This window comes from Mycobacterium lentiflavum (assembly GCF_022374895.2).
Taxonomy (GTDB): domain Bacteria; phylum Actinomycetota; class Actinomycetes; order Mycobacteriales; family Mycobacteriaceae; genus Mycobacterium; species Mycobacterium lentiflavum.
Genome location: NZ_CP092423.2, coordinates 1,449,790 through 1,471,265, shown reverse-complemented (window position 1 = coordinate 1,471,265; position 21,476 = coordinate 1,449,790). Strand labels below are relative to the sequence as shown.

The 21,476-nt window shown below is 65.6% G+C and carries 22 protein-coding genes; 20 read left to right on the top strand and 2 right to left on the bottom strand.

The features are described from left to right. Nucleotides 1-5 precede the first annotated feature (5 nt). From MJO58_RS07140 to nuoN, 20 genes are all read left to right on the top strand, one after another. Complete coding sequence (locus tag MJO58_RS07140) at nt 6-1,244, top strand: acyl-CoA dehydrogenase family protein (RefSeq protein ID WP_090600877.1); 1,239 nt, start codon at nt 6-8, stop codon at nt 1,242-1,244. Continuing rightward, entirely contained in the window at nt 1,241-2,224 is a 984-nt protein-coding gene (locus MJO58_RS07135; RefSeq protein WP_090600876.1) for a phosphotransferase family protein, read from the top strand. The genes MJO58_RS07140 and MJO58_RS07135 overlap by 4 nt, the downstream gene beginning before the upstream one ends. After that, the gene (locus MJO58_RS07130; RefSeq protein WP_239722405.1) at nt 2,221-2,559 is read left to right on the top strand and encodes a DUF6285 domain-containing protein; all 339 of its coding nucleotides are present in this window, start codon (nt 2,221-2,223) and stop codon (nt 2,557-2,559) included. Before MJO58_RS07135 ends, MJO58_RS07130 begins: the two co-directional genes overlap by 4 nt. 8 nt (nt 2,560-2,567) lie before the next feature. Continuing rightward, nucleotides 2,568-2,981: a nuclear transport factor 2 family protein gene (locus MJO58_RS07125; RefSeq protein WP_239722404.1), complete on the top strand. Its 414-nt coding sequence runs from the start codon at nt 2,568-2,570 to the stop codon at nt 2,979-2,981. Nucleotides 2,982-2,989: 8 nt separating this feature from the next. Beyond that, nucleotides 2,990-3,526 carry a YceI family protein gene (locus tag MJO58_RS07120; RefSeq protein WP_239722403.1) on the top strand — a complete coding sequence of 179 codons (537 nt, stop codon included), beginning with the start codon at nt 2,990-2,992 and terminating at the stop codon, nt 3,524-3,526. A 30-nt stretch (nt 3,527-3,556) separates the two neighbouring features. Beyond that, nucleotides 3,557-3,958, top strand: coding sequence for an Rv3143 family two-component system response regulator (locus MJO58_RS07115; protein WP_090600872.1), 402 nt, complete (start codon nt 3,557-3,559; stop codon nt 3,956-3,958). Nucleotides 3,959-4,191: 233 nt separating this feature from the next. Next, complete coding sequence (locus MJO58_RS07110; RefSeq protein WP_090600871.1) at nt 4,192-4,569, top strand: NADH-quinone oxidoreductase subunit A; 378 nt, start codon at nt 4,192-4,194, stop codon at nt 4,567-4,569. A gap of 8 nt (nt 4,570-4,577) precedes the next feature. Continuing rightward, nucleotides 4,578-5,132: a NuoB/complex I 20 kDa subunit family protein gene (locus MJO58_RS07105; protein ID WP_090600870.1), complete on the top strand. Its 555-nt coding sequence runs from the start codon at nt 4,578-4,580 to the stop codon at nt 5,130-5,132. Then, the gene (locus MJO58_RS07100) at nt 5,129-5,857 is read left to right on the top strand and encodes an NADH-quinone oxidoreductase subunit C (protein ID WP_090600869.1); all 729 of its coding nucleotides are present in this window, start codon (nt 5,129-5,131) and stop codon (nt 5,855-5,857) included. Before MJO58_RS07105 ends, MJO58_RS07100 begins: the two co-directional genes overlap by 4 nt. Continuing rightward, nucleotides 5,857-7,182 carry an NADH dehydrogenase (quinone) subunit D gene (nuoD, locus tag MJO58_RS07095; RefSeq protein WP_090600868.1) on the top strand — a complete coding sequence of 442 codons (1,326 nt, stop codon included), beginning with the start codon at nt 5,857-5,859 and terminating at the stop codon, nt 7,180-7,182. The genes MJO58_RS07100 and nuoD overlap by 1 nt, the downstream gene beginning before the upstream one ends. Next, nucleotides 7,179-7,943 carry an NADH-quinone oxidoreductase subunit NuoE gene (nuoE, locus tag MJO58_RS07090; protein WP_239722402.1) on the top strand — a complete coding sequence of 255 codons (765 nt, stop codon included), beginning with the start codon at nt 7,179-7,181 and terminating at the stop codon, nt 7,941-7,943. The genes nuoD and nuoE overlap by 4 nt, the downstream gene beginning before the upstream one ends. Continuing rightward, the gene (nuoF, locus tag MJO58_RS07085; protein ID WP_239722401.1) at nt 7,940-9,274 is read left to right on the top strand and encodes an NADH-quinone oxidoreductase subunit NuoF; all 1,335 of its coding nucleotides are present in this window, start codon (nt 7,940-7,942) and stop codon (nt 9,272-9,274) included. Before nuoE ends, nuoF begins: the two co-directional genes overlap by 4 nt. Then, nucleotides 9,274-11,691: an NADH-quinone oxidoreductase subunit G gene (locus MJO58_RS07080; RefSeq protein WP_239722400.1), complete on the top strand. Its 2,418-nt coding sequence runs from the start codon at nt 9,274-9,276 to the stop codon at nt 11,689-11,691. The genes nuoF and MJO58_RS07080 overlap by 1 nt, the downstream gene beginning before the upstream one ends. Nucleotides 11,692-11,699: 8 nt before the next feature. After that, nucleotides 11,700-12,959: an NADH-quinone oxidoreductase subunit NuoH gene (gene nuoH / locus MJO58_RS07075; RefSeq protein ID WP_175364605.1), complete on the top strand. Its 1,260-nt coding sequence runs from the start codon at nt 11,700-11,702 to the stop codon at nt 12,957-12,959. Beyond that, nucleotides 12,952-13,509, top strand: coding sequence for an NADH-quinone oxidoreductase subunit NuoI (nuoI, locus tag MJO58_RS07070; RefSeq protein WP_090600863.1), 558 nt, complete (start codon nt 12,952-12,954; stop codon nt 13,507-13,509). Before nuoH ends, nuoI begins: the two co-directional genes overlap by 8 nt. Before the next feature lie 5 nt (nt 13,510-13,514). Continuing rightward, complete coding sequence (locus MJO58_RS07065) at nt 13,515-14,294, top strand: NADH-quinone oxidoreductase subunit J (protein ID WP_434086359.1); 780 nt, start codon at nt 13,515-13,517, stop codon at nt 14,292-14,294. Beyond that, a complete protein-coding gene (nuoK, locus tag MJO58_RS07060; protein WP_025735676.1) occupies nt 14,291-14,590 on the top strand; it encodes an NADH-quinone oxidoreductase subunit NuoK in 300 nt (99 codons plus the stop codon). Before MJO58_RS07065 ends, nuoK begins: the two co-directional genes overlap by 4 nt. 12 nt (nt 14,591-14,602) lie before the next feature. Beyond that, entirely contained in the window at nt 14,603-16,498 is a 1,896-nt protein-coding gene (nuoL, locus tag MJO58_RS07055; RefSeq protein ID WP_239722398.1) for an NADH-quinone oxidoreductase subunit L, read from the top strand. Then, nucleotides 16,495-18,078, top strand: coding sequence for an NADH-quinone oxidoreductase subunit M (locus MJO58_RS07050; RefSeq protein WP_090608559.1), 1,584 nt, complete (start codon nt 16,495-16,497; stop codon nt 18,076-18,078). The genes nuoL and MJO58_RS07050 overlap by 4 nt, the downstream gene beginning before the upstream one ends. After that, a complete protein-coding gene (nuoN, locus tag MJO58_RS07045; RefSeq protein WP_090600860.1) occupies nt 18,075-19,667 on the top strand; it encodes an NADH-quinone oxidoreductase subunit NuoN in 1,593 nt (530 codons plus the stop codon). The genes MJO58_RS07050 and nuoN overlap by 4 nt, the downstream gene beginning before the upstream one ends. A 95-nt stretch (nt 19,668-19,762) precedes the next feature. Here nuoN and MJO58_RS07040 read toward each other — a convergent pair whose 3' ends face one another. Together MJO58_RS07040 and MJO58_RS07035 are read right to left on the bottom strand one after the other, a co-directional pair. Further along, nucleotides 19,763-20,212: a hypothetical protein gene (locus MJO58_RS07040; protein WP_239722397.1), complete on the bottom strand. Its 450-nt coding sequence runs from the start codon at nt 20,210-20,212 to the stop codon at nt 19,763-19,765. A gap of 2 nt (nt 20,213-20,214) precedes the next feature. Next, nucleotides 20,215-21,474, bottom strand: a complete 1,260-nt coding sequence (locus MJO58_RS07035; protein ID WP_090600858.1) for a DUF58 domain-containing protein — start codon at nt 21,472-21,474, stop codon at nt 20,215-20,217. Between the last annotated feature and the right edge of the window lie 2 nt (nt 21,475-21,476).

Genomic DNA, 21,476 nt, shown 5'->3' with positions numbered 1-21,476 from the left:
CACCTGTGGATTTCACCCTGCCAGAACATCTTCCGGGCGTACTCGCCGAGATGGACGCGTTCATCGAGGCGGAGATCAAGCCGCTGGAACGCGAGAACATCCAGTACTTCGATCAGCGCCGCGAGCATGCCCGCACCGATTGGGACAACGACGGAATCCCGACCGAAGAATGGGAGGAGTTGCTCGCCGAGATGCGCCGGCGCGCCGACAAGGCGGGCTGGCTTCGCTACGGACTGCCGGCGTCGCTTGGCGGCCGCGACGGCACCAACGTCGACATGGCGGTGATCCGGGAACACCTGGCGCACAAGGGGCTCGGACTGCACAACGACCTGCAGAACGAGTCGTCGATCGTCGGGAACTTCCCTCAGGTGATCATGATGGAACGCTTCGGCAGCGACGAGCAGCGCCGGGTGTGGTCCGAGGCGCTGATCACCGGTGAGCGGTCCATGGCATTCGGGCTGACCGAGCCACAGCACGGATCCGACGCGACCTGGCTGGAGACCCGCGCCCAACTCGATGGTGACAGCTGGGTGATCAACGGCTCCAAGCGTTTCAACACCGGTGTGCACCGCGCCACCCACGACCTGGTTTTCGCCCGCACCTCCGGGGAGCCGGGACAAGCCCGGGGCATCACGGCGTTCCTGGTCCCCACCGACACCCCCGGATTCAACGTCCCCTACTACTGGTGGACCTTCAACATGCCCACCGACCACGGCGAAGTCGAACTGACCGATGTCCGCATCCCCGCCGATGCGGTGCTCGGCGAGGTCGACCGCGGCCTGGAGGTCGCCCAAACGTTCTTGCACGAGAACAGGATTCGCCAAGCCGCGAGCAGCCTCGGAGCGGCGCAGTATTGCATCGACCGAGCCGCCGAATATGCCGCCAAGCGCACCGTGTTCGGCAAGCCGTTGTCGGTCAATCAAGCCGTGCAATGGCCGCTGGCCGAGCTGCAGACCGAAGCGCAAATGGTGCGGCTACTGGTGCAATTCGCCGCCTGGCACCTGGACCGCGACCACCACATGGAGGTCTCGGACAAGGTGTCGATGGCCAACTATCGCGCCAACCGCCTGGTCTGCGACGCCGCCGACCGCGCCATGCAGGTCTACGGCGGGCTCGGCTACAGCCGTCATGAGCAGTTCGAGCACATCTACCGACACCATCGCCGCTACCGGATCACCGAGGGTGCCGAGGAAATCCAGATTCGCCGAGTGGCGCAGCGGCTGTTCAAATTTGGCAAGCAATGACCGTGGACCTGGACGCCAAACTGGAAGCGGTGCTGGCGCCGGTACTGGGCGCCGGCACCACGATCGAGAATCTGCGTGCGCTGACCGGCGGTGCCAGCCGCACCACCTGGGCTTTCGACGCGGTCACCGGCAGCCAACGCCGCGCGCTGATCCTGCGCACCGGCCCACCCGACGACGTGCATGCCGGCATGGAGCTCGAAGCCCGCGCGCAGGCCGCGGCCGCGGCTGCCGGCGCGCCGGTTCCCCACATCTTGCTCGCCGATGATTCGGTTGCGGCACTGGGGAATCCGTTTCTCGTCTGCGACGAGATCAAGGGCGAAACCATCGTCCGGCGCATTGCGCGCCGGCTCGACACCGCCGACGGGCACGCGCGCCGAACCGAGCTGCTGCGGCAATGCGCGCAGGCGCTGGCCGCCATTCACCGGGCCGACCCGCAGATTCCGGGCCTGGCCTACGAGGACCAACTCGTCGAATACCGCGAGCGGCTCGACGCAATGAACGACACCACCGCCACCTTCGAATGGGCGTTTCGCTGGTTGGGCGCGCACCGGCCGAAACAATCGGCGACGGTGCTCGTGCACGGCGACTACCGGATGGGAAACCTGATCGTCGACGGATTCAACCTGGCCGCCGTGCTCGACTGGGAGCTGGTGCACCTCGGCGAGGCCTATGAAGACCTGGCCTGGTTCTGCATCCGCGCGTGGCGGTTCGGCGCTCCGGCCAGCCTCGGCGCCGGCGGCCTCGGCAGTATCGAGAGTTTCGTCCGCGACTACGAACAGGCCAGCGGGACGACCGTCGACCGGGCAGCACTGCACTGGTGGCTGGTGCTGGCCACATTGCGCTGGGGCGTGATCTGCCGCTTCCAGGCGGAGCGGCATTTGAGCGGTCAATCGCGCTCGGTCGAGCTGGCGACGATCGGTCGCCGGGTCAGCGAGACGGAATGGGACATCCTCAACCTGCTCGAGGAGGTCCCGTCGTGATCGGCGCATACGGACGCCCCCTGGCTGCCGAACTCGTCGCCGCGGTGGCCGAGTTCCTGGAAACCGACGTCCGGGAGGCGACCAGCGGACAGGTCAACTTCCACTCCCGGGTGGCCGCCAACGCATTGCGCATCGTCGAACGCGAACTGCTCGACGAGAGTGAAGCGGAATCGCGAGCCGCGCTGGCCGACTTGGGTTTCGGAGACGAAGAGCAGCTTGCCGCCGCCATCCGGGCCGGCGAACTCGACGACCGTGCCGGCGAGGTCCTCGCCGCCCTGAGAACGCTGGTGCGCAATCGGTTAGCGGTTGCCCATCCCGGATACGACAGCGAATAGGAGCCACCATGCGCGCTGCAACTGCGCAGGTCGTCCTCGACACGGCCGACCAGCTGTTCGCATCGATCGTCAACGGCGACAAGGCCGCGGTCGACCGGCTGTGGAGCGACGACATCGCGGTCTGGCGGGTGGGCGCCAGCCGGGACCCCTCCAGAACGGACGACAAGACCCGCGCGCTCAAAGTCATCGACTGGTTCATCGGTACGACCACGCAGCGTCGCTACGAGATCCTCGATCGCCGGCTCTTCGACGACGGATCGATCAGCGGCTTCGTCCAGCAGCATGTCCTGCACGCCACCGGCCATGCCGGCCAATCGATCTCCATGCGCGTTTGCATCGTGATCAGGGTGGGCACAAATGGTCTGATCGACCGGATCGACGAGTATTTCGACCCCGCCGAGATTGCGCCGCTGATGAAGTGAGACGGACGATGACGACGCTGGAAACACTGCTGAACGATCCCGACCTGGCCGGGGTGTGGAACATCGTTCCCGACCGGTCGGCCGTCACCTTCAAGATCAGAAACATGTGGGGCCTGCTGAACGTCAAGGGCCGTTTCACCGAGTTCACCGGCGCCGGACAACTCACCGGCAAGGGCTCGGTCTTCGGCCGCCTCGACATCCATACCGCGTCGGTGCATACCGGCATCGGCCGTCGCGACGAGCATCTGCGCTCGGCCGATTTCTTCGATGTCGAGCGGTTTCCCGAGATCAGCGTCGTCGTCACGGCGGTTCACCCGACCGAGGGCAAGGCCGCGAACCTGCGGGCCAGCTTCACGATCAAGGGGATCAGCGCGCCGGTACCGCTGCCGGTCACCATCACCGACGCCGGCGACGGCTCGATCCAAATCTCCGGCGAAACCAGGATCGATCGATCCCAGTTCGACATCGGGTGGAACAAGTTCGGCATGATCGCGCCGATGGCCAAGGCGGCGGCACAGGCCGTTTTCGTGCGGTCTGGCCAATAAAGCCGGTCCAGCACCAGTAGCATCTGCACCGTGCCCGACGCCACCATCGCTCTGCGGATACTCGTCTACAGCGACAACCCCAACACCCGCGACAAAGTGAAGCGGGCACTGGGCAAGCGACTGCACCCGGATCTGCCGGAGTTGAACTACGTCGAGGTGGCCACCGGCCCGATGGTGATCCGCACCATGGACGAGGGCGGCATCGACCTGGCCATCCTCGATGGCGAAGCGACACCGACCGGCGGCATGGGCATCGCCAAACAGCTCAAGGACGAACTCGAAACCTGCCCGCCGATCCTGGTGCTCACCGGCCGCCGTGACGATGCGTGGCTCGCGACGTGGTCGCGCGCCGAGGCCGCGGTGCCGCATCCGATCGACCCGATCGTGCTGGGTCGCACCGTGCTCGGGTTGCTGCGCGCTCCCGCGATCTAGAGCTAACGACCTGCTCCTTCCGGGTGGCCGTTTCGGCGCCGTCGTTGGCGTGGCCCGAAACGTGCCGGATCTCACACCACAAACCACGCATTAGCACCACCCCGAGCACGTGCCTTAGCCACCTCAACGCTATGTTGAAGATCACTGTGCCGGGCTACAGACCCAGTCCGTCACAGCAGCCCGGTCGCCGCCTGGTCGCTTTATAGGCGGCCCACGACGGATCTTGGAGCGAGTTGAACGTCTACATACCCATCCTGGTGCTAGGCGGAATCGCCGCCGCCTTTGCTGTGGGCTCGGTGGTGATCGCGAGCCTGGCCGGCCCGTCGCGCTACAACAAGTCGAAGATGGCGGCCTACGAATGTGGAATCGAGCCGACCGAAACGTCGGTGAGTGGGCCGCATGCGACGCCCGGGCAGCGGTTTCCGGTGAAGTACTACCTGACCGCGATGCTGTTCATCGTCTTCGACATCGAAATCGTGTTCCTGTACCCGTGGGCGGTCAGCTACGACGCACTGGGAATGTTTGCTCTGGTCGAGATGGTGGTGTTCATGCTCACCGTCTTCGTGGCCTACGCCTACGTGTGGCGCCGCGGCGGCCTGACATGGGATTGAGGTAACTCATGGGACTGGAAGAACAGCTACCCGCCGGCATCCTGCTCGGGACTGTCGAGAAGATCGCCGGCTACGTCCGCAAGAACTCGCTGTGGCCGGCGACGTTCGGATTGGCGTGCTGCGCGATCGAGATGATGGCAACGGCCGGACCACGGTTCGATATCGCACGGTTTGGGATGGAGCGGTTTTCGGCAACACCGCGCCAGGCCGACCTGATGATCGTCGCCGGGCGGGTGAGCCAGAAGATGGCCCCGGTGCTGCGCCAGATCTACGACCAGATGGCAGAACCCAAATGGGTACTGGCCATGGGCGTCTGCGCGTCGTCCGGCGGGATGTTCAACAACTACGCGATTGTTCAGGGCGTGGACCATGTGGTTCCGGTGGACATCTACCTCCCGGGCTGCCCGCCCCGTCCGGAGATGCTCTTGCACGCAATTCTCAAGCTGCACGAGAAGATTCAGGAGATGCCGCTGGGCGTGAACCGCGAGCAGGCCATCGCTGAAGCCGAGCAGGCGGCACTGGGCGCCCGGCCCACCATCGAGATGCATGGACTGCTGCGATGAGCTCACCAGAACAGGACCCGAAGGTAGCCGCCAGCGAAGTGGGCGGCACGGTGCCCTCGTCGGACGAAGAAGTGATCAACGTGCGCCGCGGCATGTTCGGTATTTCGGGGTCGGGTGACACGTCCGGTTACGGACGTCTGGTGCGGGAGATCACACTCCCGGGCAGCAGTTCCCGGCCGTATGGCGGTTATTTCGACGACGTGGTCGACCGGCTGGCCGACGCACTGAAGGCCGGCGACATCGAATTCGAAGACGCGATAGAGAAAGTCGTCGTCGACCGCAACGAACTGACCTTGCACGTGCGCCGGGAGGCACTGCCCCATGTCGCCCAACGCCTGCGCGACGAACCCGAATTGCGCTTCGAGATGTGCCTGGGCGTCAACGGCGTGCATTACCCGCACGAGACCGGCCGCGAATTGCACGCCGTTTATCCGTTGCAATCGATCACGCACAACCGCCGCGTCCGGCTGGAAGTGTCTGCGCCCGACGGTGATCCACACATCCCGTCGCTGTACGGCATCTACCCGACCAACGACTGGCACGAGCGCGAGACCTATGACTTCTTCGGCATCATCTTCGACGGGCATCCGTCGCTGACCCGCATCGAGATGCCCGACGACTGGCACGGCCATCCGCAACGCAAGGACTACCCGCTCGGCGGTATTCCCGTCGAGTACAAGGGAGCACAGATACCCCCGCCCGACGAGCGGAGAGCGTACAACTAATGAGCACAATCACTGACTCGACGCACGAAGGTGGCGCCGAAACCGTCGTTGTCGCCGGTGGACAGGACTGGGGGCAGGTCGTCGAGGCCGCCCGTGCCGCGGATCCCGGTGAACGCATCGTCGTCAACATGGGACCCCAACACCCGTCCACGCACGGGGTGTTGCGGCTGATCCTCGAGATCGAAGGCGAGACCGTCACCGAGGTCCGCTGCGGAATCGGTTACCTGCACACCGGAATCGAGAAGAACCTCGAATACCGGTACTGGACGCAGGGTGTCACCTTCGTCACCCGGATGGATTACCTGTCACCGTTTTTCAACGAGACCGCCTACTGCCTCGGCGTCGAGAAGCTGCTCGGCATCACCGATGAGATCCCGGAGCGGGTCAACGTCATCCGGGTAATGATGATGGAGCTGAACCGGATCTCCTCGCATCTGGTCGCACTGGCCACCGGCGGTATGGAACTGGGCGCGATGACGCCGATGTTCGTTGGCTTCCGCGGACGCGAAATCGTCTTGACCCTGTTCGAAAAGATCAGTGGGCTGCGGATGAACAGTGCCTACATCCGCCCGGGCGGGGTGGCGCAGGACTTGCCGCCGGGCGCCGAAGCCGACATCGTCGAGGGCCTCAAGGGGCTCAAGCAGGTGCTGCGCGAGATGGGCGATCTGCTCAACGAGAACGCCATCTGGAAAGCGCGCACCGAGGGCGTCGGCTATCTCGACCTGACCGGCTGCATGGCGCTGGGTATCACCGGCCCGATCCTGCGTGCCACCGGTTTGCCGCACGACCTGCGCAAGAGTGAACCCTACTGCGGGTACCAGGACTACGAGTTCGACGTGATCACCGCGGACACGTGTGACGCTTACGGGCGCTACATCATTCGCGTCAAGGAGATGTGGGAGTCGATCAAGATTGTCGAGCAGTGCCTGGACAAGCTGAGGCCGGGGCCGCATATGGTCGAGGACCGCAAAATCGCCTGGCCCGCCGATCTGAAGGTAGGACCCGACGGCATGGGTAACTCGCCCGAGCACATCGCCAAGATCATGGGTGGCTCGATGGAAGCGTTGATCCATCACTTCAAGTTGGTCACCGAGGGCATCCGGGTGCCGGCCGGCCAGGTCTACAGCGCGGTGGAGTCGCCACGCGGAGAACTCGGCGTGCACATGGTCAGCGACGGCGGAACCCGGCCGTACCGAGTGCATTACCGGGATCCGTCCTTCACCAATCTGCAGTCCGTCGCCGCGATGTGCGAGGGCGGTATGGTCGCCGACCTGATCACCGCGGTCGCCAGCATCGACCCGGTCATGGGCGGAGTCGACCGATGAGCGCACCCGTGGGAGGCTCGGGCGAGCGGGTGTTCATCCGGCTCGGGCCGCCGCCCGAAGAACCCAACCAATTCGTGATTGAGGGTGCGCCGCAGTCGTATTCGGCGGAGGTGCGGGCTCGGCTGGAGGTCGACGCCAAGGAGATCATCAGCCGCTACCCCAACAAGCGCTCCGCGCTGTTGCCGTTGCTGCACCTGGTCCAGGCGGAGGATTCCTACCTGACACCGGCCGGCCTGGAATTCTGCGGCGAGCAAGTCGGATTGACCGGCGCCGAGGTATCGGCGGTGGGCAGCTTCTACACGATGTACCGACGCGGCCCCACCGGCGATTACCTGGTCGGCGTCTGCACCAACACGCTGTGTGCGGTGATGGGCGGCGATGCGGTATTCGACTCCCTCAAAGAGCATCTCGGCATCGGCAACGATGAGACCACCGACGACGGCTCGGTCACGTTGCAGCACATCGAATGCAACGCGGCATGCGACTTCGCCCCGGTGGTGATGGTCAACTGGGAGTTCTACGACAACCAGACGCCGGAGTCGGCGCGCGAGCTCGTCGACTCGCTGCGGGCCGGAAAGCCCAAGGCGCCCACCCGGGGTGCGCTGTGCAAGTTCCGCGAGACCTCACGGATTTTGGCCGGCCTGCCCGACGAGCGCCCCGACGAAGGCCAGGGCGGTGTCGGTGCGGCCACGTTGGCCGGGCTGCAGGTGGCCAAGGAGAAGGGCATGGAACCCCCGCCGGCTCCCGGAGGCAAGTCATGACCACCCCGCTAACCCCGGTGATCAGCCGGTACTGGGACGACCCGAAGTCGTTCACGCTCGAGACCTACCAGCGTCACGACGGCTACCAGGCGCTGAAGAAGGCCCTGAAGATGGAGCCCGACGCGGTGATTGGGGCCGTCAAGGACTCGGGCTTGCGCGGCCGCGGCGGCGCGGGCTTCTCGACCGGCACCAAATGGTCGTTCATCCCGCAGGGCGACTCCGGCCCGGCCGCCAAGCCGCACTACCTGGTCGTCAACGCCGACGAGTCCGAACCCGGTACGTGCAAAGACATTCCGCTGATGCTGGCGACGCCCCACCTACTGGTGGAAGGCGCCATCATCGCCTCCTACGCCATCCGGGCCAGCCACGCCTTCATCTACGTGCGCGGCGAGGTGGTGCCGGTGCTGCGCCGGCTGCAGAACGCGGTCGCCGAGGCTTACGCTGCGGGCTTTTTAGGCCGCGACATCGCGGGCTCAGGCTATGACCTGGAGCTGGTGGTACACGCCGGTGCGGGCGCCTACATCTGCGGCGAGGAAACCGCGCTGCTGGAGGGTCTGGAGGGCCGGCGCGGGCAGCCCCGGCTGCGCCCGCCGTTCCCCGCGGTGGCCGGGCTTTACGGCTGCCCCACGGTGATCAACAACGTCGAGACCATCGCCAGCGTGCCGCCGATCATTCTCAACGGAGTCGAATGGTTCCGGTCGATGGGCAGCGAGAAATCGCCTGGCTTCACGCTGTACTCGCTGTCCGGGCACGTCACCCGCCCCGGTCAATACGAGGCGCCGCTGGGCATCACGCTGCGCGAGTTGCTCGACTACGCCGGCGGGGTCCGCGCCGGGCACCGCCTGAAGTTCTGGACGCCGGGCGGATCGTCGACACCGCTGTTGACCGACGAACACCTCGACGTGCCACTGGATTACGAGGGCGTGGGCGCTGCCGGCTCGATGCTGGGTACCAAGGCGCTGGAGATCTTCGACGAGACCACGTGCGTGGTGCGCGCGGTGCAACGCTGGACGTACTTCTACAAGCACGAGTCGTGCGGCAAGTGCACGCCGTGCCGCGAGGGCACGTTCTGGCTGGACCAGATCTACACACGGCTGGAAACAGGCAAGGGCACCCACGAGGATCTCGACAAATTGCTGGACATCTCCGACGCGATCCTCGGAAAGTCGTTCTGCGCGTTGGGTGACGGCGCGGCCAGCCCGGTGATGTCGTCGATCAAGCATTTCCGCGACGAGTACATCGCCCACGTCGAAGGAGCCGGCTGCCCGTTCGACCCACGAGACTCCATGCTGACGGCAGGGCCGAATGGCCGGGAAGGGACACAGCCCTGATGACTAGCGCGGCCAAAACCGAAACCGGTGGCGAGACGACGCCGCCCGACATGGTCAAGCTGACCATCGACGGCACCGAAATCACAGTTCCCAAGGGGACTCTGGTGATCCGAGCGGCCGAGTTGATGGGGATCCAGATTCCCAGATTCTGCGACCACCCGCTGCTCGACCCGGTCGGCGCGTGCCGGCAGTGCATGGTCGAGGTGGAGGGGCAGCGCAAGCCGATGGCGTCGTGCACCATCGTGTGCACCGACGACATGGTGGTGCGCACCCAGCTCACCTCCGAGGCCGCGGACAAGGCCCAGCACGGCGTGATGGAGCTGCTGCTGATCAACCACCCGCTGGACTGCCCGATGTGCGACAAGGGCGGCGAATGCCCACTGCAGAACCAGGCAATGTCCAACGGCCGCAGCGATTCTCGTTTCGAAGATGTCAAGCGCACGTTCGCCAAGCCGATCAACATCTCCTCGCAGGTGCTGCTTGACCGCGAGCGGTGCATTCTGTGTGCGCGCTGTACGCGGTTCTCCGAGCAGATCGCCGGCGATCCGTTCATCGACATGCAGGAGCGCGGCGCCCTGCAGCAGGTCGGCATCTACGCGAACGAGCCTTTCGACTCCTACTTCTCGGGCAACACCGTGCAGATCTGCCCGGTGGGCGCGCTCACCGGCACCGCCTACCGCTTCCGGGCCCGCCCATTCGATCTCGTCTCCAGCCCCAGCGTGTGCGAGCACTGCGCCGGCGGCTGCGCCGAGCGTACCGACCACCGCCGCGGCAAAGTGCTGCGCCGGCTTGCCGGTGACGACCCCGAGGTCAACGAGGAGTGGAACTGCGACAAGGGCCGGTGGGCTTTCCGCTACGACACCCAGCCCGACGTCCTCACCACTCCGCTGGTCCGGGACGCCGACGGCACGCTGCAGCCGGCGTCGTGGGCGCACGCGATCGTGGCCGCAACGCAGGGGTTCGAAAAGGCCCGCGGGCGCACCGGTGTGCTGGTCGGTGGCCGCGGTACCTGGGAAGATTCCTACGCCTATGCCAAGTTCGCGCGAATCGTGTTGGACACCAACGACATTGACTTTCGCGCCCGCCCATCCTCGGCCGAAGAGGCGGAGTTCCTCTCGGCACGCATCGCGGGCCGCCCGCTCACGGTCAGCTTCTCCGATCTGGAATCCGCGCCGGTGGTCGTGCTGGTCGGGTTCGAGCCCGAGGACGAGGCGCCGATCGTATTCCTGCGGCTGCGCAAGGCCGCCCGCAAGCGCGGCGTGCCGATTTATGCGGTCGCCCCGTTCGCCACGCGCGCACTGACGAAGATGTCGGGCCGGCTGCTGCAAACCGTGCCCGGAGCCGAACCAGCCGCGCTGGACGACCTGGCCACCGGCGAGGTCGGCGAGCTGCTGTCGAAGCCCGGAGCGGTCATCATGGTCGGCGAACGGCTGGCCACGGTGCCGGGCGGGTTGTCCGCGGCGGCCCGCCTCGCCGATGCCACCGGAGCCCGACTGGCCTGGGTGCCGCGGCGCGCGGGTGAACGCGGCGCGCTGGAAGCCGGAGCGCTGCCCGGCCTGCTGCCCGGCGGTCGTCTGGTCGCCGACGACGCCGCCCGGGCAGAGGTGGCCGCGGCGTGGAATGTCGACGAATTGCCTTCTGCCGCAGGGCGTGACGCCGACGGCATACTGGCCGCCGCAACGGACGGAACCCTGGGCGCGCTGCTGGTCGGCGGTATCGAGCCCGCCGACTTCGCCGATCCGGATGCCGTACTGGCCGCGCTGGACGCCGCCGACTTCGTCGTCAGCCTGGAACTGCGGCACAGTGAGGTCACCGAACGCGCCGACGTGGTGTTCCCCGTCGCGCCCACCACACAGAAGGCGGGCGCATTCGTCAACTGGGAAGGCCGATTCCGGCCCTTCGAGCCCGCGCTGCACGGCAGCACCCAACGAGCCACTCAGTCCGATCACCAGATCCTCGACACGCTGGCCGACGAAATGGGTGTTTACCTTGGCATGACCGGCGTCCAGGCGGCCCGCGAGCAGGTCGCGGCGCTGGGCAACTGGGAGGGCGATCGCGCAAGTGGCGCAACGGTTCAAGCGCCGCAGCCGCCGCAGCCCGGCCAAGGCGAAGCCGTGCTCACCGGCTGGCGGATGCTGCTCGACAACGGCCGCGGCCAAGACGGTGAACCCTATCTGGCGGGCACCGCACGCAAACCCGTGGTACGGCTGTCGGCCGGCACCGCGGCCGAGATCGGCGCGGCCGAGGGCGACGTGGTCACGGTCAGCACGTCGCGCGGATCAATCAGCTTGCCGCTGAACATCACTGACATGCCCGACCGGGTGGTGTGGCTGCCACTGAATTCGCCGGGCTCGGCGGTGCACCGGGACCTGGGCGTGACCGTCGGCAACATCGTGCGCATCGGAGCCGGCTCATGACGACCACCTTGAGTGCCTTCGGACACGACACCTGGTGGCTGGTGCTCGGCAAGGCGCTAGCCATTTTCGTCTTCTTGATGCTGAACGTGCTGGTGGCAATCCTGCTCGAGCGCAAGATCCTCGGCTGGATGCAGCTGCGGCCCGGCCCCAACCGGGCGGGCCCGTGGGGCGCCCTGCAGAGCCTGGCCGACGGAATCAAGCTGGCGCTCAAGGAAAGCATCACCCCCCGCGGGGTCGATTGGTTTGTCTACATGGCGGCGCCGGTCATCTCGACGATTCCCGCATTCACCGCGTTCGCGTTCATCCCGTTCGGTCCCGAGGTGTCGATCTTCGGTCACCGCACCCCATTGCAGCTGACCGATATGCCGGCCGCGGTGCTGTTCATCCTCGGTCTTTCGGCGATCGGCGTCTACGGGATCGTATTGGGCGGCTGGGCATCCGGCTCGACTTACCCGCTGCTGGGCGGGGTGCGGTCCACCGCGCAGGTCATCTCCTACGAGGTGTCGATGGGGCTGTCGTTCGCGGCAGTCTTCCTGTTCGCCGGCACCATGTCGACGTCCGGAATCATCAAGGCGCAGGACGGCGTCTGGTACGTATTCCTGTTGCTGCCGTCGTTCATCATCTATCTGATCTCGATGGTCGGCGAAACCAACCGCGCCCCCTTCGACCTGCCCGAGGCCGAGGGTGAACTCGTCGCCGGCTTCCACACCGAGTATTCGTCGCTGAAGTTCGCGATGTTCATGCTGGCGGAATACGTGAACATGATGACGGTTTCGTCGCTCGCCACGCTGATGTTCTTCGGCGGCTGGCATGCACCGTGGCCGCTGAACATGTGGGACGGCGCCAACACTGGCTGGTGGCCGGTGCTCTGGTTCACCGCCAAGATGTGGGTCTTCCTGTTCATCTACATGTGGTTGCGAGCCAGCCTGCCGCGGCTGCGCTACGACCAGTTCATGGCGCTGGGCTGGAAACTGCTCATTCCCGCGTCGCTGGTCTGGGTGCTGATCGCCGGCATCATCCGCACTCTGCGCAACGAGGGATACGCGCATTGGACTCCCCTTCTGGTGGTCAGCAGCCTCGTCTTCGCGGTGGCGCTAGTGCTGTTGCTGCGCAAGCCATTCAGCACACCGGGCAATCGTGCGCTGGCGCGAGAGCTGCGCAAGCGCAGCGACGCGTTAGCGCTGCCACCGGCATTCCCGACACCACCGCTGCCGGGCAAAGTTCTGACCTCGGCAGTCGGTGCCAGCAAGGAGAACGCAGATGGCTAAATTCCTCGACGCCGTGGCCGGATTCGGCGTGACATTCGCAGCGATGTTCAAAAAGACTGTCACCGAGGAGTATCCGGAGAAGCCCGGCCCCGTCGCCCCGCGCTATCACGGCCGTCACCAACTCAACCGGTACCCCGACGGGCTGGAGAAGTGCATCGGCTGCGAGCTGTGCGCGTGGGCCTGCCCGGCCGACGCGATCTACGTCGAGGGCGCCGACAACACCGACGAGGCAAGGTTTTCGCCGGGCGAGCGTTACGGCCGGGTCTACCAGATCAACTATCTGCGCTGCATCGGCTGCGGCCTGTGCATCGAGGCCTGCCCGACGCGCGCGCTGACGATGACCAACGACTACGAGATGGCCGACGACAACCGCGCCGACCTGATCTACGAAAAGGACCGGCTGCTGGCGCCGCTGCTGCAGAACATGCTCGCGCCGCCGCACCCTCGGACCGAGGGCGCCACCGACAAGGACTACTACCAGGGCAACGTCACCGCGGATGGCTTAAGGACGGGGAACCACGCCAAAGATGCGGCCGGAGACGCAAGGTGAGCACGATACTTGCCACCAGCCTGGCGAGCGACGTCATCGTTCGCACCTCCACCGGCGAGGCGGTGACCTTCTGGCTGCTGGGCGCGCTGGCCGTGATCGGCGCGATCGGGGTGGTCACGGCCGTCAACGCCGTGTACTCGGCGATGTTCCTCGCGATGACGATGATCATCCTGGCGATCTTCTACATGATTCAGGACGCGCTGTTCTTGGGTGTGGTTCAAGTCGTGGTCTACACGGGCGCGGTGATGATGCTGTTCCTGTTCGTGCTGATGCTGATCGGCGTGGACTCCGCGGAATCACTGAAGGAAACGCTGCGCGGACAGCGCGTCGCCGCGGTCATCACCGGAGTCGGATTCGGCATCCTGCTGGTCGCCGCCATCGGCAAGGTGGCCACTGGGGGTTTCGTCGGACTGACCACCGCGAATGCCAACGGCAACGTCGAAGGCCTGGCGGCACTGATCTTTTCGCGGTACCTGTGGGCGTTCGAGCTGACCAGCGCGCTGCTGATCACCGCCGCGGTCGGCGCGATGGTGCTCGCGCACCGCGAGCGTTTCGAACGCCGCAAGACCCAGCGCGAACTCTCCGAAGATCGGTTCCGGTCCGGCGGCCGCCCGACCCCGCTGCCCAACCCCGGCGTCTACGCACGCCACAACGCGGTGGACGTTGCCGCGTTGCTGCCCGATGGCTCCTACTCGGACGATTCGGTGTCGAAGATGCTGCGAACCCGGGGGGCGGACGGCAAGGAGACTCCCCGCCGGCAAGCCATCAAAGGCGGTACATCGTGAATCCGGCTAACTACCTTTACCTTTCGGCACTGCTCTTCACCATCGGCGCCTCGGGCGTGCTATTGCGGCGCAACGCCATCGTGATGTTCATGTGCGTCGAGTTGATGCTCAACGCCGTGAACCTGGCGTTCGTCACCTTCGCGCGCATGCACGGCCATCTGGACGGGCAGATGATCGCGTTCTTCACGATGGTGGTGGCCGCGTGCGAGGTCGTCATCGGCCTGGCCATCATCATGACGATTTTCCGTGCCCGCAAATCGGCGTCGGTCGACGACGCGAACCTACTCAAGGGGTAGAAGAACGCCGCCGTGACAAACATCGCAGACTTCACCTGGTTGCTTGTGGTACTACCGCTGGCGGGTGCCGCAATCTTGCTGTTCGGCGGCCGACGCACCGACGCGTGGGGACATTGGCTGGGCGTGCTCGCCGCGCTGGGGGCGTTCGGGGTGGGCGCCACGCTGCTGTCGGACTTGCTCAGCCGCGACAGTGAGCACCGCGCCATCCACCAGACGGTGTTCACCTGGATCCCGGTCGACCAATTCCAAGTCGACTTCGGGCTGCAGATCGACCAGCTGTCAATCTGTTTCGTACTGCTGATCTCCGGCGTGGGATCTCTGATCCACATCTACTCGGTGGCCTATATGGCCGAAGACCCGGACCGCCGAAGGTTTTTCGGGTACCTCAACCTGTTCCTGGCCTCGATGCTGTTGCTGGTCGTCGCCGACAACTACCTGGTGCTCTACGTCGGCTGGGAAGGCGTCGGTCTGGCGTCCTACCTGCTGATTGGTTTCTGGTACCACAAGCCATCGGCGGCCACGGCCGCCAAGAAGGCCTTCGTGATGAACCGGGTCGGCGACGCCGGGCTGGCCGTCGGCATGTTCTTGATGTTCAGCACGTTCGGCACCCTTTCGTACGCCGGGGTTTTCGCCGGCGCCCCGGCCGCCAGCAAGGGCGTGCTCACCGCGATGGGATTGCTGTTGCTGCTGGGTGCCTGCGCGAAGTCGGCACAGGTCCCGCTGCAGGCCTGGTTGGGTGACGCGATGGAGGGCCCGACGCCGGTGTCCGCGTTGATTCACGCCGCGACCATGGTGACCGCCGGTGTGTATCTGATCGTGCGGTCCAACCCGCTCTACAACCTCGCTCCCGGAGCGCAACTGGGTGTCGTCCTCGTCGGCGCCGTCACCCTGCTGTTCGGGGCGTTCATCGGCTGCGCCAAGGACGACATCAAACGCGCGCTCGCCGCGTCGACGATGAGCCAGATCGGCTACATGGTGCTGGCCGCGGGACTCGGTCCCGCCGGATACGCGTTCGCGATCATGCACCTACTCACGCACGGCTTCTTCAAGGCCGGCTTGTTCCTCGGATCGGGCTCGATCATTCACGCGATGCACGAAGAACAGGACATGCGCCGCTACGGCGGGCTGCGCGCCGCCCTGCCCGTCACCTTCATCACCTTCGGCCTGGGGTACCTGGCCATCATCGGCGTGCCGCCGTTCGCGGGCTTCTACTCCAAGGACGCCATCGTCGAGGCGGCGCTGGGCGCCGGCGACATCCGTGGCTACACGCTGGGCGCCGCGGCGCTGCTGGGCGCGGGCATCACCGCTTTCTACATGACCCGGGTGATGCTGATGACCTTCTTCGGCGAAAAGCGTTGGGCGCCAGGCAGTCACCCGCACGAGGCGCCTGCCCTGATGACCGGACCGATGATCCTGCTCGCGTTCGGCTCGGTGTTCTCCGGTGGACTGTTCGCCATCGGAGGCACCCTGCCGCACTGGCTGGAACCGGTCGTCGGTGCGCATGAGGAAGCCACGCACACCCTGCCGGCGTGGATCAGCACCACACTGGCGCTGTCGGTCGTCGTAGTCGGAATCGCGGTGGCCTATCAGAAATACGGCAGGCGAGAAATCCCCCGAGTCGCTCCCGTTCAGGTGTCGGCACTCACCACGGCCGCACGCAGAGATCTGTACGGCGATGCCTTCAACGAGGAGGTATTCATGCGCCCTGGCGCGCAGTTGACCGAAGAGCTCACCGAGTTCGACAACGCGGGGGTGGACGGATCGGTCAACGCGCTGGCCGCGCTGGTCAGCCGGACGTCGAATCGCTTGCGGGGACTGCAAACCGGCTTCGCCCGCTCCTACGCGTTAGAGATGCTGGCCGGTGCCACCCTGCTGGTCGCGGCGATCCTGGCGGTGCAGCTGTGGTGACTAACGTGCCCTGGCTGAGCGTGCTGTGGCTGGTACCGCTGGCCGGTTCCATCCTGATCATCCTGACGCCTCCCGGCCTGCGGCAGCTCGCCAAGTGGACCGGTGTAATCGTCAGCATCCTGACACTGGCAGTCGCGCTCGTTGTCGCACTCGGTTTCAAAACCGGCGGCGCCCCTTACCAATTCCTGGAAAAGCATCCCTGGATTCCGGCCTTCGGCGCCGGCTACAACCTCGGTGTGGACGGCATCGCGGTGATCCTCGTGCTGCTGACCGCAATCCTGATTCCGCTGCTGCTGGTCGCGGGCTGGAACGACGGCGGCGAGGGCACCCGAGGCGTACACGCCTACGTCGCCTTGACGCTGGCCATCGAGTCGATGGTGCTGATCTCGGTGGTCGCACTGGACGTGCTGCTGTTCTACGTGTTCTTCGAGGCCATGCTGATCCCGATGTACTTCCTGATCGGCGGGTTCGGCAAGGGCGCCGGGCGGTCGCGGGCCGCGGTAAAGTTCTTGCTATACAACCTTTTCGGCGGTCTGATCATGCTCGCCGCGGTGATCGGTCTGTACGTGGTCACCGCCCAGCACGGTTCGGGCACGTTCGACTTCCGCGAAATCGTGGCCGGCATCTCCTCGGGCCGCTTCGCCGGCGTGGACCCCGCTGTGTTCAAGGCGCTGTTCCTGGGCTTCATGTTCGCGTTCGCCGTCAAGGCCCCGCTGTGGCCGTTCCACCGCTGGCTGCCCGACGCGTGCGTCGAGGCCACTCCGGCGACCGCGGTCCTGATCACCGCGGTGATGGACAAGGTCGGCACCTTCGGGATGCTGCGCTACTGCCTGCAGCTGTTCCCTGATGCGTCAACGTATTTCCGCCCGCTGATCGTGACGCTTGCCATCGTCGGAGTAATCTACGGTGCGATCGTCGCGATCGGCCAAAAAGACATGATGCGGCTGATCGCCTACACCTCGATCTCGCACTTCGGCTTCATCATCGCCGGCATCTTCGTGATGACGACCCAGGGGCAAAGCGGTTCGACGCTGTACATGCTCAATCACGGCCTGTCCACGGCGGCGGTGTTCCTGATCGCCGGATTCCTGGTCAGCCGGCGCGGCAGCAGGCTGATCGCGGACTACGGCGGTGTACAGAAGGTGGCGCCGATTCTGGCGGGTACCTTTATGGTCTCGGCCATGGCCACCCTGTCGCTGCCCGGCCTTGCACCGTTCATCAGCGAATTCCTGGTCCTGTTGGGCACTTTCAACCGGTACTGGCTGGCGGGCACATTTGGGGTGACGGCACTGGTGCTGGCGGCGATTTACATGCTGTGGCTCTACCAGCGGGTGATGACCGGGCCGGTGGCCGAAGGTAACGAACGAATCACCGACCTGCGGCTGCGCGAGCTGGTTGTCGTCGCACCATTGATGGCGCTGCTGTTCGTCCTCGGCGTCTATCCCAAGCCGGTGCTCGACATCATCAATCCCGCTGTGGACCACACCATGGTCACCATCGGCCAGCATGATCCCGCGCCGACCGTGACCCGTCCGGTTTTGGGGGCGACCCCCGGTAGAGCCGAAGGACCGCACCAATGACCCTTCCCACCCCAAGCATCGAGTACTTCCTGCTGTGCCCGATGCTCATCGTCTTCGGTATCGCGGTGGTCGGAGTACTCGCTGAAGCGTTCCTGCCCAGAAACATTCGTTATGTCTCGCAGGTGACGCTGGCCCTTGGTGGTTTGATCGCGGCCTTCGTCGCCGATATCGCGGTCAGCCGCTCGCTCCCGGCATCCGGTCGCAGCGGGGTGTTGGGCGCGGTGGCCATCGACCGGCCGACGTTGTATCTGCAAGGCACCGTGGTGTTGGTGGCACTGCTGGCCGTCATTTTCATCGCCGAGCGCACCAACGTCGCCGCAGCCGCCAACAAAGTGAAGGTGGCCGCGGGAGTTTCCACTGCTTCCGGATTGGATGCCTTTACCCCGCAGGCATCCGCGGTCCCCGGAAGTGACGCTGAGCGTGAGGCCGAACGGGCCGGAGCCGCGCAGACCGAGCTTTTCCCACTGCTGATGCTGTCCGTCGGCGGCATGATGGTGTTCCCGGCGGCAAACGACCTGCTGACGATGTTCGTCGCGCTGGAAGTGCTGTCGCTGCCGCTGTACCTGATGTGCGGTCTGGCGCGTCACCGCCGGCTGCTGTCGCAGGAAGCAGCGATGAAGTACTTCCTGCTCGGCGCCTTCTCGTCGGCATTCTTCCTCTATGGCGTGGCACTGATCTACGGCGCGACCGGAACGCTGTTACTGCCGGGAATCCGGGATGCGCTTGCGGCCCATGGTGATAGCTCGATGGCGTTGGTCGGCGTCGCGCTGTTGTCGGTCGGTCTGTTGTTCAAAGTGGGCGCGGTGCCGTTCCACTCGTGGATTCCCGACGTGTACCAGGGCGCGCCCACGCCGATCACTGGATTCATGGCGGCGGCCACCAAGGTCGCGGCATTCGGTGCGCTGCTGCGAGTCGTCTACGTGGCGCTGCCGCCGCTGCACGAGCAGTGGCGTCCGGTGCTGTGGGCGATCGCGATCCTGACCATGGCCGTCGGCACCGTGACCGCCGTCAATCAGGCCGATGTCAAACGCATGCTTGCCTATTCGTCGGTCGCCCACGTCGGTTTCATCCTTACCGGTGTGATCGCCGACAACCACGCCGGCCTGGCGGCCACCTTGTTCTACCTGGTGGCCTACAGCTTCAGCACGGTAGGCGCGTTCGCGATCGTCGGCCTGATTCGCAACTCCGACGGTGTCGAGGATGCCACGCTGTCGCACTGGGCCGGGCTTGGGCAGCGTTCCCCCATTGTGGGCGTGATGCTTTCGATGTTTTTGCTGGCCTTCGCCGGTATCCCGTTGACCAGTGGATTCATTAGCAAGCTGACGGTGTTCCAGGCCGCCGCCCAGGGCGGTGCCGTGCCACTGGTCATCATCGGTGTGATCGCCAGCGGGGTCGCCGCCTACTTCTATGTCCGGGTGATCGTGCTGATGTTCTTCACCGAACCGACCGACGACACCCCTCAGGTCGTCGCGCCGGGGATTTTAAGCAAGATCGCGATCGCCCTGTGCGCCGCGGTCACCGTGGTTCTCGGGATCTTCCCGCAACCGCTGCTCGATCTCGCGGATCACGCCGCACAGTTGCTGCAGTAACTCCTCGACTCACGGGCACTCCCACCAACAGGTCGGATGCCTTCTCCCCCGATCATGATTGCGGGCGCGTTGATGCTGTCACGCCCAACGCGTGATCAGCCCAAGAACGGGCGTGTCGCCACTACATAAATCGCCAGCACCGCCAGCGGCGCCGCCAACGGTACCCACGGCAGGTGCATCGGGAACGCCGCCGCCGCCACGCCGACAAAGGTAAATCCCACGGCGCCAACGAATGTCGGCCAACTGGCCATCACGACCGCGTCCGGCATTGCGGCCGCGTATCGGGATACCAGGTAGGCGGCCGCGCACAGCCCCGAAAGTCCCACGAACACATAGGAGGGATCGGAGATCGCGATCGCGGTCACGCAGAGCAGCACGGCAACCGCCGCTGCGGGTCGAAAGACGATCCCGAGTGTCACCGCTACCAGCGCGCCCATCCCGGCCCCCAGTGCCGGACCATGGGCGCCAACCGCGGCCAGGCCGACCATCAGCAGGCCGAATGCCATCGCAAGAGCATTGATCCCCAAGCGAGCGGTTAGTGACATGGCTATCCCCGCAGCCGTCCGCGCACTCGGTAGCGGCGATCCGGCATCACGCCCATCGACTGCTCCAGGGTGTGATCTTTCTGCCAGGAGACGATGTCGACACCGATGGTCGCCATGTCGCGATACATGGCGGAGCGCTGCAACGCCCACAGCCGATCCACCAGCGGGTCCTGTTCGTCTTCGAAGGGTGAAACATCGAGCGTGTCGACGGCAATCACGACATGACCGCGCTTGCGTAGATCGATCAGCGCCAGTGCGAATTCCGTGTCGAGCAGGGTGGAGAACGCGATGACGATGGCCCCGGCCGGAACGGCCGCGCGCGGTGCCAGCGTGCCGGTGGTGTCTTCGAACCGATCGCCCGCACCCAGCACGGTATCGAGGATCCGGTAGAACTGGCGCTGACCGATGTCGGCGCCGAGCCACCGCGGACGGTTGCCGCCCAGCGCGACGATTCCGGCGCGATCGCCGTAGCGCAGCGCGGCCTGCACTACCTGAGCCGCACCGCGCACCACTCGTTCGGTGGCATCCGTAGCCGGGCCCGCGGGCTGCCGATACCCGTCGATCAGCACTACCACGTCGGCGGCGCGATCGGTCAATCGCTCCGTCACGTGCAGCTGACCGCGACGCGCGCTCACCGGCCAATTCACCGCCCGCAGTTGGTCACCCGGAACGTAGGGACGGATATCGGCGTACTCGACGCCCGGACCGATATGCCCGGTCAGGTGAGCGCCGAGGCGGTCGAGCAACTCAGTTCGCGGGATGGGCGTCGCCTGCGGCGGCGTCAGAGGAAACACAATGACATCGGCGGCATCGACAGTTGCCGTCCCGGTGAGCAACCCACCGCGGGCGACCCCGTCGATCCGGGCGCAGATCGTATATCGGCCCCAGCGCTGCGCCACGGCCGCAACCGTTTTCGCGTGCGAAGAATCCGAATCGAGCACCTCGAGCTGCAGGCCCTGGACTGCGGGAACCGTGAGCTCGATCGCCCAGGCATTGGGCGCCCCGTCTTCCTCGGTCGCCGTCAGCGTCACCCGCGCCTGCTCCCCTTCGAAGCATCGCTGTGACTCCGGTTCCCCGTGCACATGAATCTTCGGGACTCGCTGTTGCCAGCTGATCGAGCACAGCACGCCGAGCAGCGGCGCCGCGAACGCGATGAGCTGCCAATGCGCGCCGATCACGGCGGCAACGAGGGCGACACCGGCGCAGGTCGCGATCACCCGCGTCAATGGTGATGCGCGCCAGCGGAACTCAACCTCGGTCACGG